Source organism: Pseudomonas sp. CM27 (genome assembly GCF_013179515.1).
GTDB lineage: Bacteria > Pseudomonadota > Gammaproteobacteria > Pseudomonadales > Pseudomonadaceae > Aquipseudomonas.
This window is the reverse complement of the sequence record NZ_JABMCN010000123.1, coordinates 1-17,354: the sequence shown is the minus strand read 5'-3', so window position 1 is coordinate 17,354 and position 17,354 is coordinate 1. Positions and strand designations below refer to the sequence as shown.

17 protein-coding genes and 1 pseudogene are annotated in these 17,354 nt (G+C 62.7%); 8 read left to right on the top strand and 10 right to left on the bottom strand.

All coding sequences use genetic code 11. From position 1 onward, the window contains the following. A partial coding sequence (locus HP547_RS16355; protein WP_256676355.1) for a hypothetical protein occupies window positions 1–714 on the top strand: 714 nt, incomplete at its 5' end. Between the two features lie 290 nt (window positions 715–1,004). Here the strand turns inward: HP547_RS16355 and HP547_RS16350 are convergent. Next, complete coding sequence (locus tag HP547_RS16350; protein WP_172286839.1) at window positions 1,005–1,280, bottom strand: DUF3077 domain-containing protein; 276 nt, start codon at window positions 1,278–1,280, stop codon at window positions 1,005–1,007. A 912-nt stretch (window positions 1,281–2,192) separates the two neighbouring features. Here HP547_RS16350 and HP547_RS16345 point away from each other — a divergent pair. Continuing rightward, the gene (locus tag HP547_RS16345) at window positions 2,193–2,528 is read left to right on the top strand and encodes a ComEA family DNA-binding protein (protein WP_172228590.1); all 336 of its coding nucleotides are present in this window, start codon (window positions 2,193–2,195) and stop codon (window positions 2,526–2,528) included. 185 nt (window positions 2,529–2,713) lie between these two features. On the opposite strand, the gene HP547_RS16340 is transcribed toward HP547_RS16345, so the two are convergent. Then, window positions 2,714–2,881: a DUF2897 family protein gene (locus HP547_RS16340; protein WP_172228589.1), complete on the bottom strand. Its 168-nt coding sequence runs from the start codon at window positions 2,879–2,881 to the stop codon at window positions 2,714–2,716. A gap of 181 nt (window positions 2,882–3,062) precedes the next feature. On the opposite strand from HP547_RS16340, the gene pyrF reads away from it, so the two are divergent. Continuing rightward, complete coding sequence (gene pyrF / locus HP547_RS16335) at window positions 3,063–3,764, top strand: orotidine-5'-phosphate decarboxylase (protein ID WP_172286838.1); 702 nt, start codon at window positions 3,063–3,065, stop codon at window positions 3,762–3,764. Between the two features lie 228 nt (window positions 3,765–3,992). On the opposite strand, the gene HP547_RS16330 is transcribed toward pyrF, so the two are convergent. Next, on the bottom strand, window positions 3,993–4,994 hold the full coding sequence (locus tag HP547_RS16330) for an NADP-dependent oxidoreductase (RefSeq protein ID WP_172286837.1): 1,002 nt from the start codon (window positions 4,992–4,994) through the stop codon (window positions 3,993–3,995). Between the two features lie 176 nt (window positions 4,995–5,170). Between HP547_RS16330 and HP547_RS16325 the strand changes: the two genes are divergently transcribed. Further along, window positions 5,171–5,932, top strand: coding sequence for an SDR family oxidoreductase (locus HP547_RS16325; RefSeq protein ID WP_172286836.1), 762 nt, complete (start codon window positions 5,171–5,173; stop codon window positions 5,930–5,932). A 307-nt stretch (window positions 5,933–6,239) separates the two neighbouring features. On the opposite strand, the gene HP547_RS16320 is transcribed toward HP547_RS16325, so the two are convergent. Beyond that, window positions 6,240–7,154, bottom strand: a complete 915-nt coding sequence (locus tag HP547_RS16320) for an IS110 family transposase (protein ID WP_256676354.1) — start codon at window positions 7,152–7,154, stop codon at window positions 6,240–6,242. Window positions 7,155–7,629: 475 nt separating this feature from the next. Then, window positions 7,630–8,790 carry an MFS transporter gene (locus HP547_RS16315; RefSeq protein WP_172286835.1) on the bottom strand — a complete coding sequence of 387 codons (1,161 nt, stop codon included), beginning with the start codon at window positions 8,788–8,790 and terminating at the stop codon, window positions 7,630–7,632. A gap of 164 nt (window positions 8,791–8,954) precedes the next feature. Between HP547_RS16315 and HP547_RS16310 the strand changes: the two genes are divergently transcribed. Beyond that, entirely contained in the window at window positions 8,955–10,343 is a 1,389-nt protein-coding gene (locus HP547_RS16310; RefSeq protein ID WP_172286834.1) for a PLP-dependent aminotransferase family protein, read from the top strand. A 10-nt stretch (window positions 10,344–10,353) separates the two neighbouring features. Here HP547_RS16310 and HP547_RS16305 read toward each other — a convergent pair whose 3' ends face one another. Next, the gene (locus HP547_RS16305; protein ID WP_172286833.1) at window positions 10,354–11,097 is read right to left on the bottom strand and encodes a hypothetical protein; all 744 of its coding nucleotides are present in this window, start codon (window positions 11,095–11,097) and stop codon (window positions 10,354–10,356) included. A 404-nt stretch (window positions 11,098–11,501) separates the two neighbouring features. Between HP547_RS16305 and HP547_RS29975 the strand changes: the two are divergent. After that, a pseudogene (locus tag HP547_RS29975) lies at window positions 11,502–12,581 on the top strand (HAMP domain-containing protein); the annotation flags it as partial. After that, on the top strand, window positions 12,570–13,442 hold the full coding sequence (locus tag HP547_RS29970; RefSeq protein WP_372242898.1) for a methyl-accepting chemotaxis protein: 873 nt from the start codon (window positions 12,570–12,572) through the stop codon (window positions 13,440–13,442). The pseudogene HP547_RS29975 and the gene HP547_RS29970, both read left to right, overlap by 12 nt. 152 nt (window positions 13,443–13,594) lie before the next feature. On the opposite strand, the gene HP547_RS16295 is transcribed toward HP547_RS29970, so the two are convergent. Further along, window positions 13,595–14,785, bottom strand: a complete 1,191-nt coding sequence (locus HP547_RS16295) for a benzoate/H(+) symporter BenE family transporter (protein WP_172286831.1) — start codon at window positions 14,783–14,785, stop codon at window positions 13,595–13,597. Between the two features lie 177 nt (window positions 14,786–14,962). Between HP547_RS16295 and HP547_RS16290 the strand changes: the two genes are divergently transcribed. Then, a complete protein-coding gene (locus tag HP547_RS16290; RefSeq protein ID WP_172286830.1) occupies window positions 14,963–15,565 on the top strand; it encodes a glutathione S-transferase family protein in 603 nt (200 codons plus the stop codon). Window positions 15,566–15,695: 130 nt separating this feature from the next. Here the strand turns inward: HP547_RS16290 and HP547_RS16285 are convergent, their stop codons facing one another. From HP547_RS16285 to HP547_RS16275, 3 genes are all read right to left on the bottom strand, one after another. Next, complete coding sequence (locus HP547_RS16285) at window positions 15,696–16,067, bottom strand: glutaredoxin (protein WP_172286829.1); 372 nt, start codon at window positions 16,065–16,067, stop codon at window positions 15,696–15,698. A 60-nt stretch (window positions 16,068–16,127) separates the two neighbouring features. After that, a complete protein-coding gene (gene folE / locus HP547_RS16280) occupies window positions 16,128–16,673 on the bottom strand; it encodes a GTP cyclohydrolase I FolE (RefSeq protein ID WP_172228841.1) in 546 nt (181 codons plus the stop codon). Between the two features lie 69 nt (window positions 16,674–16,742). Beyond that, on the bottom strand, window positions 16,743–17,303 hold the full coding sequence (locus HP547_RS16275; RefSeq protein ID WP_172228843.1) for a Smr/MutS family protein: 561 nt from the start codon (window positions 17,301–17,303) through the stop codon (window positions 16,743–16,745). Window positions 17,304–17,354: the final 51 nt, after the last annotated feature.

Genomic DNA, 17,354 nt, shown 5'->3' with positions numbered 1-17,354 from the left:
AACCTTTTCATGCCGGATATCTCAGCAGGCACCGCCAGCCTGATCCACGCTATAGCATCTGCCACTGCTGTCATCGCAGCGTTGATCGCGGCCAGTGCGATGATACTTGCCCACATGACCTCGGACGTGCAAAGCCAGCACTCCGAAGTGATGATTACGCCGGCCTCGCAGGAGGTTGACGTCGTCAATGAATCGGATGTGCAGGCGCAGTTGGAAATCCAGCAGCTCCTGGAGCAGAACGAGACGCTCAAGGCCGAACTCGAACGTGAGAGGGCCGAACTGGAGCGGGAGAGGGCGGATAGGCTCAAGCTGGAAGCCAGCCTCAAGCCCCGAACGCTGACGCCGCAGGCGCAGGATGCATTCAAGGCGTTGGCGGTTGAGTTGAAGGCTAAAACGCTGGCACCGGTGGTACTGCTGAATATCCACAAGGATGACAAAGAGGCGGTTCGCTTTGCCAAGGAAATAGCCGTTGCGCTGACCAAGTCGGGTGTGCAGGTGCAGATCAAGCAGTTGCCTCTGCAAAAGCACAATACCGGTACTCAGGTGGTGGTGTATGCCGGGGTGGGTGGTGACGAGCTCGAGCAGGCATTCAAGGCGGCGGATTTTGCTTCTGACATCAAACGGTCGGGGCAGAGTCCGCGGGTGAAAGTGGATGACGGGGAACCGATCGCCATATCGGCGTTTATCAGTGTTTATCCTCGAACTGTGATTTGAGGGGGGCTGACAGGGAAATGCCAGTCAGTTAAATAATTGGGGCCGCTTTGCGGCCCATCGCCGGCAAGCCAGGCTCCCACACGTACGGCGCATGGCTTGGCGGCGAAGTGCTGCGCAGCAGCCCCATTAGCCACCCAGGCGCGGGTTTGCCCACACGGGGCTGCTGGCCAGTTTTTACTGGCCATGTGGAGTTGTCGGTGCGGACGCATTCGCGGGTAAACCCGCTCCCACACAGGCTTGCGTGTCGCGGCAAGCGGGGCAGCGCCCTGCCGGGCTTGGGGTAGCGCCTTTCAGTGGCGCTTGTTCTTCGCAATCTCGATGTCGTTCATCAGGGCCTTGGCGATGGCCAGCAGATAGTCCGCTGCGCCCAGCATTTTGTGGTCATCTTCCATGTCGCCTTCGCGCACCAGGTGCTTGCAGTAGCCCAGCAGGACCGAGACGTGTTCATAGGCATCGTCGACGGGGACGCCGGGTTGCACGCGGAGCAGGTCCAGAGTGGGGTTGCCGGCTTCGAGGAAGGTTTCGATGCCTGCGGTGAGGATGGGGGAGTAATCGTTGTTTTTCATGGTAGTAGCCCCGGGTTAGTGGAACTGCCACGCGAATCTTTCTCACGGATCAGGGCGGCAGTCGTACACGGGGTGAGAAACCGAGGGAGCTACAAAGCTCGGCCAGACAGAAGTCTGCCCGGGTACGACCGCCATGACAGGCAAGCCAGGTAACTCGCAACAGGTTCTCACACCTGGTCACCAATATGGCGACCCGGTGAAGTTATCCCTGGGGCATTTCCCCGACAATTCAGCTGCTTCTGACTGGTGCGTAGGATAGTTCGCTTGCTCACCCAACCTGAAGAGGTGGGGCAAGGTTTCAGGAAAGTCTGACGCGCTGGCTATGCACTTGGGCTGGCGGGCGCATGAGTTGAATCTTGTTGTGCTTGTGACATCGAGCGCCGCCCGCGCGGCGATTCGGGGGCAAGTCGGATCGCCGCACCGTCTCTCCTGAATCTGTTTCGAGCCAGTACCGCCTGTGAGATTGCCTCTGGCCGCCTCGTTTGTTCCCTTTGATATCGAAGAGGACGCAGCTGCTCATGTTCAGGTCGTGGTTCGGGTTGATAACAGCTGGGTAGTGGGGTGCCAGCCTGCAGCGGGGTGTATTTCGGGCTGCGGGATGGGGTTTTCTGGGCGGGCCTTGTGCGGCGGGTGTTGTAGGGCGATGGGCGGGCAGGGCGGGGAAGGCGGTATCGGGCAAGCAGGGATTCGGCTACACACGCGGGATCATTCCATTGATGGTCTTGGTTTTGCGCTCGCGGGAGCAAAACGGCTGTTTTTTTTGGGTGGGTGAAGTTGGCCAGGTTGTTGACCGATTCAGTAACCATTCGCGGCTGTGGGTGGCTGTCTGCAGGGCGCTGCAACCGCTAGGGTTTGTTGCGCAGCCGAAGGAAAACGGCTGCTGGCAAATGACCAACTGAAGGAGTGTTCACCATGCGCAATAACGTTCTGTCGTACCTGCTGCTGCCGCTGTTCGCCAGCTTGTCGTTCTCCCTTAGCGCCGCCCCGGCCGGTGCCATGGCGGTACCCGAGCCGGTGCCGGTGGTAAGCCAGCAGCAGGCCCAGCAGCCGGGGCGGCTGGACCTTAACAAGGCCGATGCGTTGACCTTGCAGAAGGAGCTGAATGGGATTGGTAAGGCGAAAGCCGAGGCTATTGTGGCTTACCGCGAGGCCCATGGGCAGTTTGCTTCGGTGGATGAGTTGCTGGAGATCAAGGGGATTGGGAGTGCGTTGCTGGAGCGTAATCGGGACAAGGTGATGGTGGAATAGAGGGCGGGGAGTGGGGCCGCTATGCGGCCCATCGCCGGCAAGCCAGCTCCTACAGGGATTGCATCAGGGCTGACAGGTGCTTGGCGCAAGATATGTAGCGCCGGTGAGATCGAGCGCCGCCCGCGCGGCGCTCGATCTCATAGGCGCCGCTAATACTCGCGCAGTCTGCGTTTAAGCCCGGCCCACTAACGGTCCTGCGCATCCTTGGCATCTGCCTCTGCATTGCGCTCATGCACCTTGCGCAGTTGCTCGTCGGTCAGTGGCAGTTTTTTTGCGGTGTCGCGCAGCATCATCAGCCCGCCGACGATCGAGCCAAGGGCTAAGATAAGTATCAGCCAGGCATACCAGGGCATTGTCGTTCTCCTTTACCGGGTACAGGCAGTGCTTGTATGAAATTTGAGCAAATTGCCGTTCCGTTGGTTCAATTATAGAACCCAGCCGCCGCCGGGCCAATTCCGTGACCCGCGGCCCCCAAAGCCTGCGCCACTTCGTTTACAATGCGCGCCGTTTTCGACTTGCCAAGAGACCCTGCCCATGTCCGCCTGCCAGACGCCCCTGATCGTCGCCCTGGATTTCCCTACCCGTGAGGCCGCCCTGAAGCTGGCTGACCAGCTTGACCCTGCGCTGTGCCGGGTCAAGGTGGGCAAAGAGCTGTTCACCAGCAGCGCTTCGGGCATTGTCGAAACCTTGTGCGACAAGGGCTTCGAAGTGTTCCTGGACCTCAAGTTCCACGATATCCCCAACACCACGGCCATGGCGGTAAAGGCCGCTGCCGAGATGGGCGTGTGGATGGTCAACGTGCATTGCTCCGGTGGCCTGCGCATGATGGCGGCCTGCCGCGAAGAGCTGGCCAAGCGCAGCGGCTCGCAGCCGTTGCTGATTGGCGTGACCGTGCTGACCAGCATGGAGCGTGAGGACCTGGCCGGTATCGGCCTGGATGTCGACCCGCAAGAGCAGGTGCTGCGCCTGGCGGCGCTGGCGCAGAAGGCGGGTATGGACGGCCTGGTGTGCTCGGCGCTGGAGGCCCCGGCACTGAAGGCGGCGCACCCGTCGCTGCAACTGGTAACCCCGGGTATTCGCCCGGCGGGCAGTGCGCAGGATGACCAGCGCCGTATTCTGACGCCGCGCCAGGCACTGGATGCCGGTTCGGATTACCTGGTGATCGGCCGGCCGATCAGCCAGGCGGCAGACCCGGCGCAGGCGCTGGCTGCGGTGGTGGCGGAGATTCGTGGGTAAATAGCCTGCGGTATTGAAAAAGGCCAGCACGCGTGTGCTGGCCTTTTCGTTTGGGGTTGGTGCAGTGTGTAGCACGACGTGCATGGCACCGGCTGCGCCGGTGTTCGCGGCGGTTCGACGCCTCGATAAACCCGCTCCCACAGGGATCGCGCATGCTATTGAATTTTGCGCGAGACCGTAGCTCCTGCGACACACACCGCTGTCCCTAAATTGGCCCCGCAGGGGCGGTTATACCTTCAGTACCAGCTTGCCAAAGTTCTCCCCGCTGAACAGCTTCAGCAAGGTTTCGGGGAACGTCTCCAGCCCGTCCACCACATCCTCCTTGCTCTTCACCTGCCCGGTGGCCAGCCAACCGGCAATCTCCTGCGCGGCCTTGCCGTAATCCTTGGCATGGTCCATCACCACGAACCCTTCCATGCGCGCGCGGTTAACCAGCAGCGACAGGTAATTGGCCGGGCCTTTTACCGCTTCTTTGTTGTTGTACTGGCTGATCGCGCCGCAAATGACGATGCGGGCCTTGAAGTTGATGCGCGTCAGCACTGCATCCAGAATGTCGCCGCCGACGTTGTCGAAGTACACGTCCACGCCTTTGGGGCATTCGCGCTTCAGGCCGGCCAGCGGGTCTTCGGCCTTGTAGTCGATCACCCCGTCAAAGCCCAGCTCGTCCTTCAGGTACTGGCACTTCTCGGCGCCGCCGGCAATGCCGACCACGCGGCAGCCTTTGAGCTTGGCAATCTGCCCGACGATGCTGCCCACCGCACCGGCCGCACCGGAAATGACCACGGTCTCGCCGGCCTTGGGCTGGCCAACGTCCAGCAGGGCGAAGTAGGCGGTCATGCCGGTCATGCCCAGCGCCGACAGGTAGCGGGGCAGCGGGGCCAGTTTAGGGTCGATCTTGTGCAGGCCCTGAGGCTCGCCGGTGAAGTAGTCCTGCACGCCCAGGGCACCGCTGACATTGTCGCCGGGTTTGAAATCGGGGTGGTTGGAGGCGATCACTTCGCCAACACCCAGCGCCCGCATCACCTGGCCCAGGCCCACGGGCGGGATATAGGACTTGCCTTCGTTCATCCAGCCGCGCATGGCCGGGTCCAGCGACAGGTACAGGTTTTTCACCAGCACCTGGCCTTCGCCGGGTTGTTCGGCAGGCACGCGCTCGAAGCTGAAGTCGTCACGGCGCACGGCGCCGACCGGGCGTTTGGCAAGCAGGAAGCGGCGGTTGGTCTGGGTCATGGCGGGTCCTTGTGGGCAGTGGAGGGTATAAGGCGTTCAATTTACCTTGTTGATGTAGGCAGGTGGCCAACATCACTGACAAGCATGGTAGCTCAACCGTTGGTGTGATGATGCTGCTCGGCCCAGTGGTGGCTGGCTATGCTCTGAATCCCTCCACCCTTGTACAGGAGCACGCGATGAGCATGACCTTTTCTGGCCAGGTAGCCCTGGTCACCGGCGCCGCCGCCGGCATTGGCCGGGCAACGGCCCTGGCGTTCGCCCAGGAAGGCCTGAAAGTGGTGGTGGCCGACCTTGACCCGGTTGGTGGCGAAGCTACCGTGGCGCTGATCCACGCTGCAGGGGGGGAAGCGCTGTTCATTGCCTGCGACGTTACCCGCGACGCCCAGGTGCGTCAGCTGCACGAGCGCCTGATCGCCAGCTATGGCCGGCTGGACTACGCCTTCAACAACGCCGGCATCGAGACCGAGCAAGGCCGCCTGGCCGAGGGCAGCGAGGCAGCGTTCGATGCCATCATGGGCGTGAACGTGAAGGGCGTGTGGTTGTGCATGAAGTACCAGTTGCCGTTGCTGCTGGCCCAGGGCGGCGGGGTGATCGTCAATACCGCCTCGGTGGCGGGGCTGGGGGCGGCGCCGAAGATGAGCATCTACAGCGCTTCCAAGCATGCTGTGATCGGCCTGACCAAGTCGGCGGCCATCGAGTATGCGAAGAAGGGCATCCGCGTGAATGCCGTGTGCCCGGCGGTGATCGACACCGACATGTTCCGCCGTGCGTACGAGGCCGACCCGCGCAAGGCCGAGTTTGCCGCTGCCATGCACCCGGTGGGGCGCATCGGCAAGGTCGAGGAAATCGCCAGCGCCGTGCTGTACCTGTGCAGCGATGGCGCCGCGTTTACCACCGGGCATTGCCTGACCGTGGATGGTGGGGCTACGGCGATTTGATTTTGGTTGGCTGATTGGGTGATGCTGCTGTTTCCATGGGATCGGATCAGGGCTGACAGGTGCTTGCCGCAACATATGCAGCGCCTGTGAGATCGAGCGCCGCCCGCGCGGCGCATCGCGGATGAATCCGCTCCTACATTTGTTGCAACGTACCTAACCTGAAAGGTCATGGTTGTCAGCCTTGTCAGCTTGACTGGATTTCCCGGTTGGCCCCAATGCAGCCTGTCTCAAGCCAAGCACCAAGGCGGGCAACCCCGCTTCCACAGGCATGGCCACGTTGCAACAAATGTAGATACTCTGTTGGCGGTCAAGCTTTTCTGAGGTGTTCAGAGCTGAAAAGCTTGGCCGTATCAAATGGCACATCCCCGCGCATGCATGCCCAGATACCTGTCAGGTATTTGCGCATGACAGCGGCGATAGCTTGCATTTTTTTCTTGCCTCTACCGATCAGCGACTCGTAAAAGGCCTTTGCATAAGGGTCACAGCGCACCGCAGTCAACGCTGGCATATACATGGCTGCGCGTAGATACGCATTCCCACTCTTACCGAGCCGGCCTGGCTTGTCGATGCTTGTTCCAGATTGTGTCTGTCGAACATCCAGCCCCGCATGGCGTGCTACCTGAGAGGACTTGAGCAGTTCAGGCAGTGTGGTCAATTCAGCCAAAGCTGCAAGTGCCGTAACTTCTCCTATTCCGGGGCCTGCGAGTAGTTGCTTGTATTGCTGGGTGAGGGTTGGACATTGGGCGATCAGTTCGCGTCCTGCTTTACGAAAGCGCTCAATGCGAGTGTCCAGGGTGGCAATCGCCTCCTCCTGATCCTCGATCAAAATAGAAATGGTCGTAGCGGTCGCCTGCAGTGCATGCAGCTCATTTTTCGCCCTGGTGCGGTGTCCTACCAGCCGATTGATGTGCCGACCGAGGGCCCTGAGCTCAAGCTGTACAGGGCTTGGCGGTGTCCACAAGCGCGGCGTCATACGCTCGCCGTACTCGGCTAGCAACTGAGCATCTATTGCATCAGTCTTGCTGTTGACCAGCATGAGCTTGGCGAAGTTATGGAAACTTTTGGGGTTGATGACTGAAACAGGAAGGTCGGCCGCATGCAGCTCAAGCGCGAGGTCCAAATAATAGATCCCCGTGGCCTCCATCACGATCGTCTTGGGTTTAGGGCCTGCAGTTTTTTCACCGCTGCCTTGCGGCCAGCGGGTGTCTGGGCGATGTCCCATTGCCCGACAGGGCGCCCATCTTTACGCACCCCAGCAATCGAAGTACGCGAACCGATATCCACGCCAACACAGACACTCATTCTTCCCACCGCATGTGAGTTAGGTAACAATGGCCTCCGGTTCCCCGACCTCGAAATTCATGCCGCTGCAACCTTGTAATGCGAAGTCCGACTAGTCGGCTTCTCGATACTCTTCGTAGTGGGCAATGAGGCGGGGGACCTCTCTACATACAAGGTCAGGGCAAGCCTGCCTTCAGGAGCGATCGGTCTCCCCGGAAGTGCTTCTCGAACCTGACCAGAATAACCTCTCTCGTCAGGGTCAGACACAACATACAAGGAGCGGATTCATCCGCGATGCGCCGCGCGGGCGGCGCTCGATCTCACAGGCGCTGCATATTTCATGGCAAGCACCTGTCAGCCCTGATGCAATTTATGTTGGTAAATTTCCCGCCCCCACAAACCCACCCCAAGGCCTATCACCCCAAAAGCGGATCTGTCCGTGAAACGGCCCTGTCAGCCCGCCGCAAACCCACCCCGACACCCAGGCACCCCAGCACCAGCACCCCGCCAAACACCGCCAGGGCCAGCCCCGCCCCCAACCGGTCACTCAGCATCCCGGTAAAGATCACCGGCAAGCTGAACCCCAGGTACGCCAGCAGGAAAAACCCGGCACTGGCCCGGGTCTTCTCGCTGCCCGCCAGCTGGTTCACCGCTGCCAGCCCGCCCAGGTAGACAAACCCGTAGCACGCACTGCTGGCCGCCACCGCACCCAGCAGCACCGCAACCAGCTGCCCGGCGTGCGCGCCCCAGGCCAGCAGCGCATAACTGCACGGCAATATCACCAGCCCCAGCAAGGTGGCGGTGTGGCTGCTCAGGCGCCGTGCCATCGGCTGGAACAGCAGCCCGCAGCTGATCACGCAAAACGTCGAGAACCCCGACCAGTCGCTAAGGCCATGCTGGCGCAGGATGCCCGGCAGAAGGGCAATCACCAGCCCCACGCAGGCCCATGCCAGCAAAATCGCCAGGCCGTAAGGCACGCTGCCGCGCGGGTAAAAGGGCAGGCGCAGCATGGGGTGGCGCTGTGCCGGGCGCGGGTCGGGCAGGCGCCATGCCAGCACGACGGCCAGCGCCGCCAGCAACAGCTGCAGGTGGAAACTGCCGGGGGTCAGGCTGGGCCCGCGCAGCAGGAACAGGCTGGTCAGCGCGGCGCCCAGGCCAAAGCCCAGCGAAGTGCTGGCGGTAACCCAGTTGGCGGCGCGGGTGCTGTGCTCGCCGCCCATCAGTTCGCCCATGTAGGCCGTGGCGGTAGCCGAAGCCAGGCCGGTGCCAAGGCCCAGCAACAGGCGCGCCAGGGCCAGGGTTTGCAGGCTGGGGGCCAGCAGCATCAACACCGTGGCGATCATCGACAGCGCCAGTGCCGCCAGGATGAGTGGCCGGCGGCCGACCCGGTCGGCCAGGCCGCCCAGGGCCAGCAGTACCGGGAGCACGCCTAGCACGTAGCCGGAAAAGGCCACGGCGGTGGCTGCCGCGCCTTGGCCAGACAGGTCGGCGTAGGTGATGTACAGCGGGGCCTGCAGGTTCACCGCCAGGGTGATCAGGCAGAGGGCGAAGGCCAGGCGGGCCGGGGCGCAGGGCATGGGGTTGGGTCCTGATTCTGGGTGGCTGTACCGGCATATTGGCGGGGTTTACCTGCGAAAACGCCGGGCCTGCTCACTGTGATCGCTGGCCCATCGCCTCTCCAGATACACCCAGCGCCCATTTATGCTTAACTGTTCGCTCAAAATCAGCGAACACCTAGCCCATGCACTTCCCCCTCGACCGCACCAGCACCACCCCCTTGGTGCAGCAACTCACCGACCACCTGCAAACCTGGATCAGCCAGCAACGCCTGCGCCCAGGGGCGCGCCTGCCGTCGATCCGTGCGCTGGCGCGCAGCCAGGCGGTCAGTGCGTCGTGCGTGATCGAGGCCTACGACCGCCTGGTCGCCAGCGGCTGGCTGGAGGCCCGCCACGGCACCGGCTTTTTCGTCGCCGAGCGCAAACCCGGGCTGCCGGTGGAAGACGCACAACCCTGGGGCGACGCGGGCGACGGCAGCTGGCGGCAGTTTCGCGAAGGCCATGAGCAACTGCTGAAACTGGGGTGTGGCTGGCTGCCCAACAGCTGGCGCGCCGCCACCGAGCTGGCCCAGGCCGTGCGCCAGGTCAGCCGCGGCAACCCGCAGGACCTGTTCGACTATTGTCCACCCCTGGGCCTGGCCAGCCTGCGCCAGCAGTTGCACAAACGCCTGGCGCAAGCCGGTATCGCCGCCGGCCCCGAGCGCATCCTCACCACCCACGGCGCCAGCCACGGGCTGGACCTGCTGGTGCGCACCCTGCTGCGCCCGGGCGACACGGTGCTGGTGGAAAACCCCGGCTACTACAACCTGTACAACCTGCTGCGCCAGCACCAGGTGCACATGCTGCCGCTGGCGCGCACCGCCGAAGGCCCCGACCTGGCTGCCCTCGAAGCCTTGCTGGCCGCGCACAAGCCGCGCTGCCTGTTCATCAACAGCCTGTACCAGAACCCAACCGGCACCAGCCTTACGCCCAAGGTGGCCTACCGCCTGCTGGAGCTGGCGCGCGAGCATGACCTGCGCATTATCGAGGACGACATCTATGCAGACTTCCAGGAAGGCCCGGCCACGCGCCTGTCCACCCTGGACAGTGAGCAGCGGGTGATCTACATGGCCAGTTTCTCGAAAACCCTCAGCAGCTCGCTGCGGGTGGGCTACCTGGTCGCCGACCCTGCGCTGCTGGCGCGCCTGGCCGAGCTGAAAATGGTCAGCGGCATCGGCACGTCGCGCTTTGCCGAACAGGTAGTGGGGCAGATGCTGGCCAATGGCAGTTATCGCAAGAGTGTGCAGCGCCTGCGTGTGCGCCTGGGCCAGCACATGGCCCGGTTGCTGCGGCAGCTGGAGCAGTGGGGGTGGCAGGTGTTCTGCGAGCCGTATGGCGGGATGTTCATCTGGGCGCGTATGCCGGGGCAAAGCTTTGCCAGCCTGGAGCGCCTGGCCCTGGCGCATGCCGTGTTGCTGACACCCGGCAGTGCCTTCGATTACCAGGGCGCCTCCAGCGACTGGCTGCGCATCAATGTCGCGTATGGGCAGGATGCACGTGCCCAGGCCTTCCTTGAGCAAGCAGGCCGGTCATGATCCGCTCGGGCTAAAAGCTGATACCTAGTTTCACCCCATATTCATTGCGGGTCTGCTCGTCCGAATCGGTCATCAGGAACTGCCCGTCCAGGTCGTACTCGTAGCGGCTGTAATACAGCGAAGCAAGTACCGGGACGGAACCGTTCTGATTGAACAGCAGGCTAAGTTCGGCAAAGGGGTTGCTGGTATCTTTCAAATCAACGTCTTCGCTACTGATGCCATGTATTTCCAGTTGCGAATCGCCATTGATAACTTGCCGTATACCCGCTTCAAAACGCAGCGTGGCATTGTTGAAGCGGTAGTTGTAACCGGCGGCAATCTTGGCAAACGGGGTGCGGTTGGTGAGGTCGACGTCATAGCGGCTGGTATTGGGTTGCAGGCGGTTCCACTTGTAGCCGCCGCCCAGCAGCACGTCCAGCGAGTGGCGCTCGCTCAGCTCGAGGCGCCAGCCCAGGTCCAGGTCGGCCTGGCCGTCCTTGAGCTTCTGGTTATGCTGCTTCGAGTACATGCCGCTGGCTTCTGCGTTGTAGACCAGGCCCGCCTTGGCCGTCATCTTGTTGCCGTAGCTGATGAACACGCCGCCTTCAGGCAGGTGCTCGGTGTCATTGCCGCGGCCATTCAATTCCAGCTCGGTGTAGCTGCCTTGCGCGCCCAGGGTCAATAGCGGCCCTGTGGAAGTGGCGGCGTGGGCAATAGTTGCAATACTGCCGAACAGCAAGGGGGTGACCACTGCAGTAAAAATGGCTCTTTTCATAAAGAACTCCATTGATGCACTACGGGTCCAGAGGGCGGGCCAGTTACGCATTACGATAGCGGTGTTTTTGCCGCGGTAGTGGCTCTTTAATATTTTTTTGATGCCCCAGATTTGGCGCAAATTAAATGGCGCCAAGGTAACTTCATAAAGAAAGGAACGGAATAAATCGGGACTTGAGTTGCTTCTATTTAATATTGTTCCGGACTTTGTGAAGGATCAGGTTGGGCTAAGCTTGATGGCTTTGTGATGGCACTCGAAAATTCACCAGAAACGACATCAAGGCAGCCAAAAACGACAATACATAGCTATTTGATACTATTCCGGCGCCAAGCCCTTGTTCAGCGGCTGACAACGTTGCCACCCTTGGCCTCTGGATAACCTCACTGGCTGAAAGGGGATCGGCGATGGGCACGAGCAAGCATGGTGTGCTGGCCAACCTGGGCATGGCCCGCAAACTAGGCCTGGGCTTTGCCCTGGTGCTGCTGCTGACCGTGGCGGTGGCGGCCATCGGCATCGCCGCACTGCACAGCGTCGGCCAGCGCTTCGACGGTTTGCGCCAGTTGTCGCAGTTCAATACCGACCTGCTGCGCCTGCGCCAGCATGAGCAGGCCTTTGCCCTGAGCTCGGACATCCACCAGGCCGAGGCTTTGCGCACTGGGCTGCAGGGCCTGGCCGAGCGCGCCCGCAGCTTGCCGGCGCTGGCGGCGGCCGAAACCGAGCTGGCGGCTTACGGCCAGGCATTCGAGGCGTTTGTCGAGGCGGTGCAAGCCAAGGAGCTGGCGCTGGACACGGCCAGCTGGTCGGTGTCCAGTGTCGCCAACAACCTGGATGTGCTGCAGGTCGGGCTGGCCGATGACGGCGTGTATACCCTCAAGCAGTCCCAGGGCCAGCAGGGTGGCGAGTTTCTGGAGCAGGCCGCGCAGGTGGCACAGGTTTCGCGCTTGATGCTGCAGGCCATGGACGAAGCACGGGTGCGCCTGGAAAAAAGCCGCAAAGGCGAAGAGGGCGCTGGCCAGCAACGCATCGCCCAGACAGTGGAGGCGGCCAGCCTGGTCGGCCAGCTGCAGGGCGCGGTGGGTGATGCCGGCTACCAGAGCGTGCTGGGCGAAGTGGCCGGGCACATTGGCAGCTTCTCGGAAAAACTCAATGAATACACTGACCAGCTGGCCCGTGAGCAAGGGCTGAAGGCGCAGTTGCAGGCCACTGCCGAGCAGGTGACTGGCCGTGTCGATCAGGCCTTCCGGGTGCAGCAGCAGGCCCTGCAGGCTGAGTTGCAGCGCAATGCCGTGGCCATCGCCCTGGCCACCGGCCTGGCGCTGCTGGTAGGCGTGCTGGCGGCCTGGCTGATCACCCGCGCCGTGGTCGGCCCGCTCAAGCAGGTGATCGCCCGCGCGCAGCGCATTGCCGCCGGCGAGCTGGGCTTTGCTGCCCAGGCCCCGCGCCGTGACGAAGTGGGGCAGCTGCTGCAGGCCATGCAGCAGATGGCGGTGGGCCTGTCGGGCATGGTCAGCGGCTTGCAGCAGGGTATCGAGCAACTGGCGGGCAACGCCCAGGCCTTGTCGGCGGTGACCGAGCAGACCAACCGTGAGGTCGGCAGCCAGAAGGAAGAAACCGAACAGGTGGCCACCGCCATGCAGCAGATGACCGCCACCGTGCACGATGTGGCGCGCAATGCCGAACAGGCGGCGCAGGCGGCCCAGGCGGCGGACGACAAGGTCGGTTCCGGCCAGCAGGTGGTGCGCCAGAGCATGCAGCGCATCGAACAGCTGGCGGCGGCGGCGGAAACCGCCAGCGCCGGCATCGATAGCCTCAGTGCCGAGATCCACACCATTGGCGACGTGCTGGCGGTGATCAAGAGCGTGGCCGAGCAGACCAACCTGCTGGCGCTGAATGCCGCCATCGAAGCCGCCCGGGCCGGCGAGCAGGGCCGTGGCTTTGCCGTGGTGGCCGATGAGGTGCGCGCGCTGGCGCGGCGTACCCGGCAGTCCACCGAACAGATCGAGGCCTTGGTTGCCAGCTTGCGCGGCAATGCCCAGCAATCGGTGGCGCAGATTCGCGGCAGTACCGAGCTGGTGCGCCTGGCGGTGGCGGATGCGTTGCACACGGAGAGTGCGCTGGGCAGCATTGCGGCGGCGGTGTCATTGATTCAGCAGATGAACCAGCAGATTGCGGCGGCCGCCGAGCAGCAGAGTTCGGTGGCCGAAGAGATCAGCCGCAGTGTCACGCAGATCCGCGGCAGTGCGGACCAGGCGGCGCTGGCGATGCAGGACAATGCCCGGTCGAGTATCGAGCTGGCGCAGCTGGGTACCGACCTGAAGGGGATGGTGGGGCATTTCCGGTTGTGATGCTGGCGGTTTTTGGGTTGCCTGTGCTGGCCTCTTCGCGGGTGAACCCGCTCCCACAGGGATATCACTGTCCACCACAGGCTTCAGACCTTGTGATTACTCTGTGGGAGCGGGTTCACCCGCGAATAGGCCGGCACAGGCAATAAAAACCCTCAGGCCTTGCGGGGGTTAAGGATCACCAACGCCAACACCCCAGCCACGATCCCCCAGAACGCCGAGCCGATCGAGAACAGGGTCAGCCCCGAAGCCGTGACCATGAAGGTAATCACCGCCGCCTCACGCTCACGCGCTTCGCTCATGGCCACGGTCAGCCCGTTCATGATCGAGCCAAACAGCGCCAGCGCCGCAATCGACAGCACCAGCTCTTTCGGCAATGCGGCAAACAGCGCCGCCAGCGTCGCCCCGAACACCCCGGCAATGCCGTAGAAAATCCCGCACCACACCGCGGCGGTGTAGCGTTTGCTCGGGTCTTCATGGGCATGCGGCCCGGTGCAGATCGCCGCACTGATGGCCGCCAGGTTGACCCCGTGCGAGCCAAACGGCGCCAGCAGCAGCGAGGCAAAGCCGGTGGCCGAAATCAACGGCGAGGCCGGCACCTGGTAGCCGTCGGCGCGCAGCACGGCCACGCCGGGCATGTTCTGCGAGGTCATGGCCACCACGAACAGCGGAATGCCAATGCTGATAGTGGCTGCCAAAGAAAAGCTCGGCGTGGTCCACACCGGCTTGGCCACCTCCAGATGGAAGCCGCTGAAGTCCAGCAAGCCCAGCGCGCCAGACAACGCCGTGCCCACCAGCAGCGCCGCCAGTACGCAATAGCGCGGCGACAGGCGCTTGACCAGCAGGTAGCTGAAAAACATGCCCAGTACCAGCAAGGTGCGGTGCTGCGCGGCGACGAAGATCTCGCTGCCGATCTTGAACAGGATGCCGGCCAGCAGCGCCGACGCCAACGAGGCCGGAATGCGCTTGACCAGCCGCTCGAAACTGCCGGTCAGGCCGCACACCAGCACCAGCAGGGCGCAGGTGATGTACGCACCAATCGCTTCGCCATAGCTGACCCCGCCCAGGCTGGTGATCAGCAAGGCGGCGCCGGGGGTGGACCAGGCAATGGTGATGGGCGTGCGGTAGCGCAGCGACAGGCCGATGCTGCACACCGCCATGCCGATCGACAGCGCCCAGATCCATGACGAGATCTGCGCAGTGGTCAGCCCGGCGGCCTGGCCTGCCTGGAACATCAGCACCAGTGAGCTGGTATAGCCGGTCAGCATGGCGATAAAACCGGCGACAACCGCCGACGGGGAGGTATCTGCCAGGGGCCGCAGGCGTGCGGAAGTGGCATCGGTCATGAACAAAATCCTTGTAAAGGTGTAAGCAGTTTTTTCAGACTACAGCGCGAAAGGTTGATCCTTGCCATACAGCGGCCATTGCTTTTAGCCGTACAGTCGCCAACTATTGGGCGGGATTACACAACTGCACAGGTTGGCGCCCGACATGGGCATTTCTGTTTCACAGGGGGAGGGGCGATGTACAAGGTTTATGGCGATTACCAGTCGGGCAACTGCTACAAGGTCAAGTTGATGCTGAGCCTGCTGGGCAAGCCCTATCAATGGCACCCGGTGGACATCCTCAAGGGCGAGACCGAAACGCCCGAGTTCCTGGCCATGAACCCCAACGGCAAGGTGCCGGTGCTGGAGCTTGAAGACGGCAGCTACCTGTGGGAGTCCAATGCCATCCTCAACTACCTGGCCGATGGCAGTGCGTTCCTGCCCAGCGAGCCGCGCCTGCGCACTCAGGTTTTGCAATGGCAGTTCTTCGAGCAGTACAGCCATGAGCCGTACATTGCCGTGGCGCGCTTCATCCAGTTTTACCTGGGCCTGCCGGATGACCGCGTAGAGGAATACCGCAAGCTGCACAAGGGCGGCTACAAGGCGCTGAAGGTGATGGAGCGGCAGCTGCAGATGACCCCGTACCTGGTGGGTGAGCAGTATTCGATTGCCGATGTGGCGTTGTATGCCTACACCCATGTGGCGCATCAGGGCGGGTTCGACCTGGCCGACTACCCGGCGGTACGGGCCTGGCTGGAGCGCGTCGCCAGCCACCCGCGGCATGTGCCGATGGTGGGCTGACCTTCAGCCTGTACCGGCCCTATCGCCGGCAAGCCAGCTCCCACAGGTAATCCACAATGCCTGGGCCTGTGGTAAACCTGTGGGAGCTGGCTTGCCGGCGATAGGGCCCGGACAGGAGAGCTACAAGCTGTCAGATGGCAGCAAACCGCTCATCCAGGTAGGCAATGATGGCCTTGGACTCATACATCCAGGTCACCTTGCCGGCCTCTTCAATGCGCAGGCACGGCACTTTCACCCGCCCGCCACCTTCCTGCAGGGCCTGGCGGTGCACCGGGTCGTTCTTGGCATCGCGCAGCGCCAACGGCACGTTCAGGCGGTGCAGGGTGCGGCGGGTCTTGACGCAGAACGGGCAGGCATGGAACTGGTACAGCGCCAGGCCCTTGGCCGCTTGCTCGACGCGGGCCTGGGCCGCGGCGTCGCGCTTGCGCTTGGCCGGGCGGCTGACCCAGTCACCGAACACGATGAGCTGGCCGAGGCCAACCCGCAGGGCTTTGACGATCATGGGCAACTCCTGAAATGCAAAAGGCCGACCCGGCAGGGTCGGCCTGGTGTCAGCGACCGATCACTTGATCAGGCTGAGGAACTCGCTGCGGGTGGCGGCGTTATCGCGGAACTCGCCCAGCATCACCGAAGTGATCATGCTCGAATTCTGCTTTTCCACACCGCGCATCATCATGCACATGTGCTTGGCTTCGACAACCACGGCCACGCCTGCGGCGCCGGTGACCTGCTGCACGGCTTCGGCGATCTGGCGGCTGAGGTTTTCCTGGATCTGCAGGCGGCGGGCGTACATGTCGACGATGCGCGCCACCTTCGACAGGCCCAGCACCTTGCCCTTGGGCAGGTAGGCCACGTGGGCCTTGCCGATGAAGGGCAGCATGTGGTGTTCGCACATCGAATACAGCTCGATGTCCCGGACCAGCACCATTTCGCTGTTGTCAGAGCTGAACAGCGCGTTGTTGGTGACTTCTTCCAGGGTTTGCTCATAACCGCGGCAAAGGTACTTCATCGCCTTTGCAGCCCGCTTGGGCGTGTCGAGCAGGCCCTCACGGGAGACGTCCTCGCCAATCTGGCTGAGGATCTCGGTGTAGTTCTGTTCCAGGGACATGGATCTACCTGTTGGAAAAATCGCAAAAACGAAGGGTACGGCGGCAACGGCGGCGCTGCAAGCGCGGCGTTACTCGTCGCGGCCTTCGAGCATGGTTCGCTTGAGCATCACATACACCGCGCCAGTGCCGCCGTGGCGGGCGCTGCACGAGGCAAAACCGAGCACCTGCTGGTGCTGGCGCAGCCAGGTGTTGACGTGGCTCTTGATCATCGGGCGCTTGCCGTCCAGGCGTGCGGCCTTGCCGTGGGTCACGCGCACGCAGCGCACTTCCAGCTTGGTGGCTTCGGCGATGAAGTCCCACAGCGTCTCGCGAGCCTTTTCCACGGTCATGCCGTGCAGGTCGAGGCTGCCTTCGAACGGGATCTGGCCCAGCTTGAGCTTGCGCAACTGGCCTTCCTGCACGCCGTCGCGGCGCCACATCAGCTCGTCTTCGGCGCCAACGTCGATGACGAACTGGTCGGACATGCCGTCGATCACCAGGGCTTTGTCACTGCGCACGGTCGCCGCCTGGCGCAGGCCGGCCAGCTGGGTGCGGTCGGCCTTGGGCTTGCCGACTTCGGCGCGGTCGTGCCGGATCGGTTTGACACCGCGCACTTCGGCCTTGAACAGGGAAAAATCGTCGTCTTGCATGATGCCTCCACGTGGGCGGCGTAGTTTACGCGACTGTGGGGCCTTCTGCAG

Coding starts and splice junctions, on each gene's coding strand:
- HP547_RS16285 (WP_172286829.1), bottom strand. CDS start 16,067: ATGATCGTCAAAGCCCTGCGGGTTGGCCTCGGCCAGCTCATCGTGTTC.
- HP547_RS16345 (WP_172228590.1), top strand. CDS start 2,193: ATGCGCAATAACGTTCTGTCGTACCTGCTGCTGCCGCTGTTCGCCAGC.
- HP547_RS16295 (WP_172286831.1), bottom strand. CDS start 14,785: ATGACCGATGCCACTTCCGCACGCCTGCGGCCCCTGGCAGATACCTCC.
- HP547_RS16340 (WP_172228589.1), bottom strand. CDS start 2,881: ATGCCCTGGTATGCCTGGCTGATACTTATCTTAGCCCTTGGCTCGATC.
- HP547_RS16275 (WP_172228843.1), bottom strand. CDS start 17,303: ATGCAAGACGACGATTTTTCCCTGTTCAAGGCCGAAGTGCGCGGTGTC.
- pyrF (WP_172286838.1), top strand. CDS start 3,063: ATGTCCGCCTGCCAGACGCCCCTGATCGTCGCCCTGGATTTCCCTACC.
- HP547_RS16350 (WP_172286839.1), bottom strand. CDS start 1,280: ATGAAAAACAACGATTACTCCCCCATCCTCACCGCAGGCATCGAAACC.
- HP547_RS16330 (WP_172286837.1), bottom strand. CDS start 4,994: ATGACCCAGACCAACCGCCGCTTCCTGCTTGCCAAACGCCCGGTCGGC.
- HP547_RS16320 (WP_256676354.1), bottom strand. CDS start 7,154: ATGGGACATCGCCCAGACACCCGCTGGCCGCAAGGCAGCGGTGAAAAA.
- HP547_RS16315 (WP_172286835.1), bottom strand. CDS start 8,790: ATGCCCTGCGCCCCGGCCCGCCTGGCCTTCGCCCTCTGCCTGATCACC.
- HP547_RS16290 (WP_172286830.1), top strand. CDS start 14,963: ATGTACAAGGTTTATGGCGATTACCAGTCGGGCAACTGCTACAAGGTC.
- HP547_RS16325 (WP_172286836.1), top strand. CDS start 5,171: ATGAGCATGACCTTTTCTGGCCAGGTAGCCCTGGTCACCGGCGCCGCC.
- folE (WP_172228841.1), bottom strand. CDS start 16,673: ATGTCCCTGGAACAGAACTACACCGAGATCCTCAGCCAGATTGGCGAG.
- HP547_RS29970 (WP_372242898.1), top strand. CDS start 12,570: ATGCAGCAGATGGCGGTGGGCCTGTCGGGCATGGTCAGCGGCTTGCAG.
- HP547_RS16310 (WP_172286834.1), top strand. CDS start 8,955: ATGCACTTCCCCCTCGACCGCACCAGCACCACCCCCTTGGTGCAGCAA.
- HP547_RS16305 (WP_172286833.1), bottom strand. CDS start 11,097: ATGAAAAGAGCCATTTTTACTGCAGTGGTCACCCCCTTGCTGTTCGGC.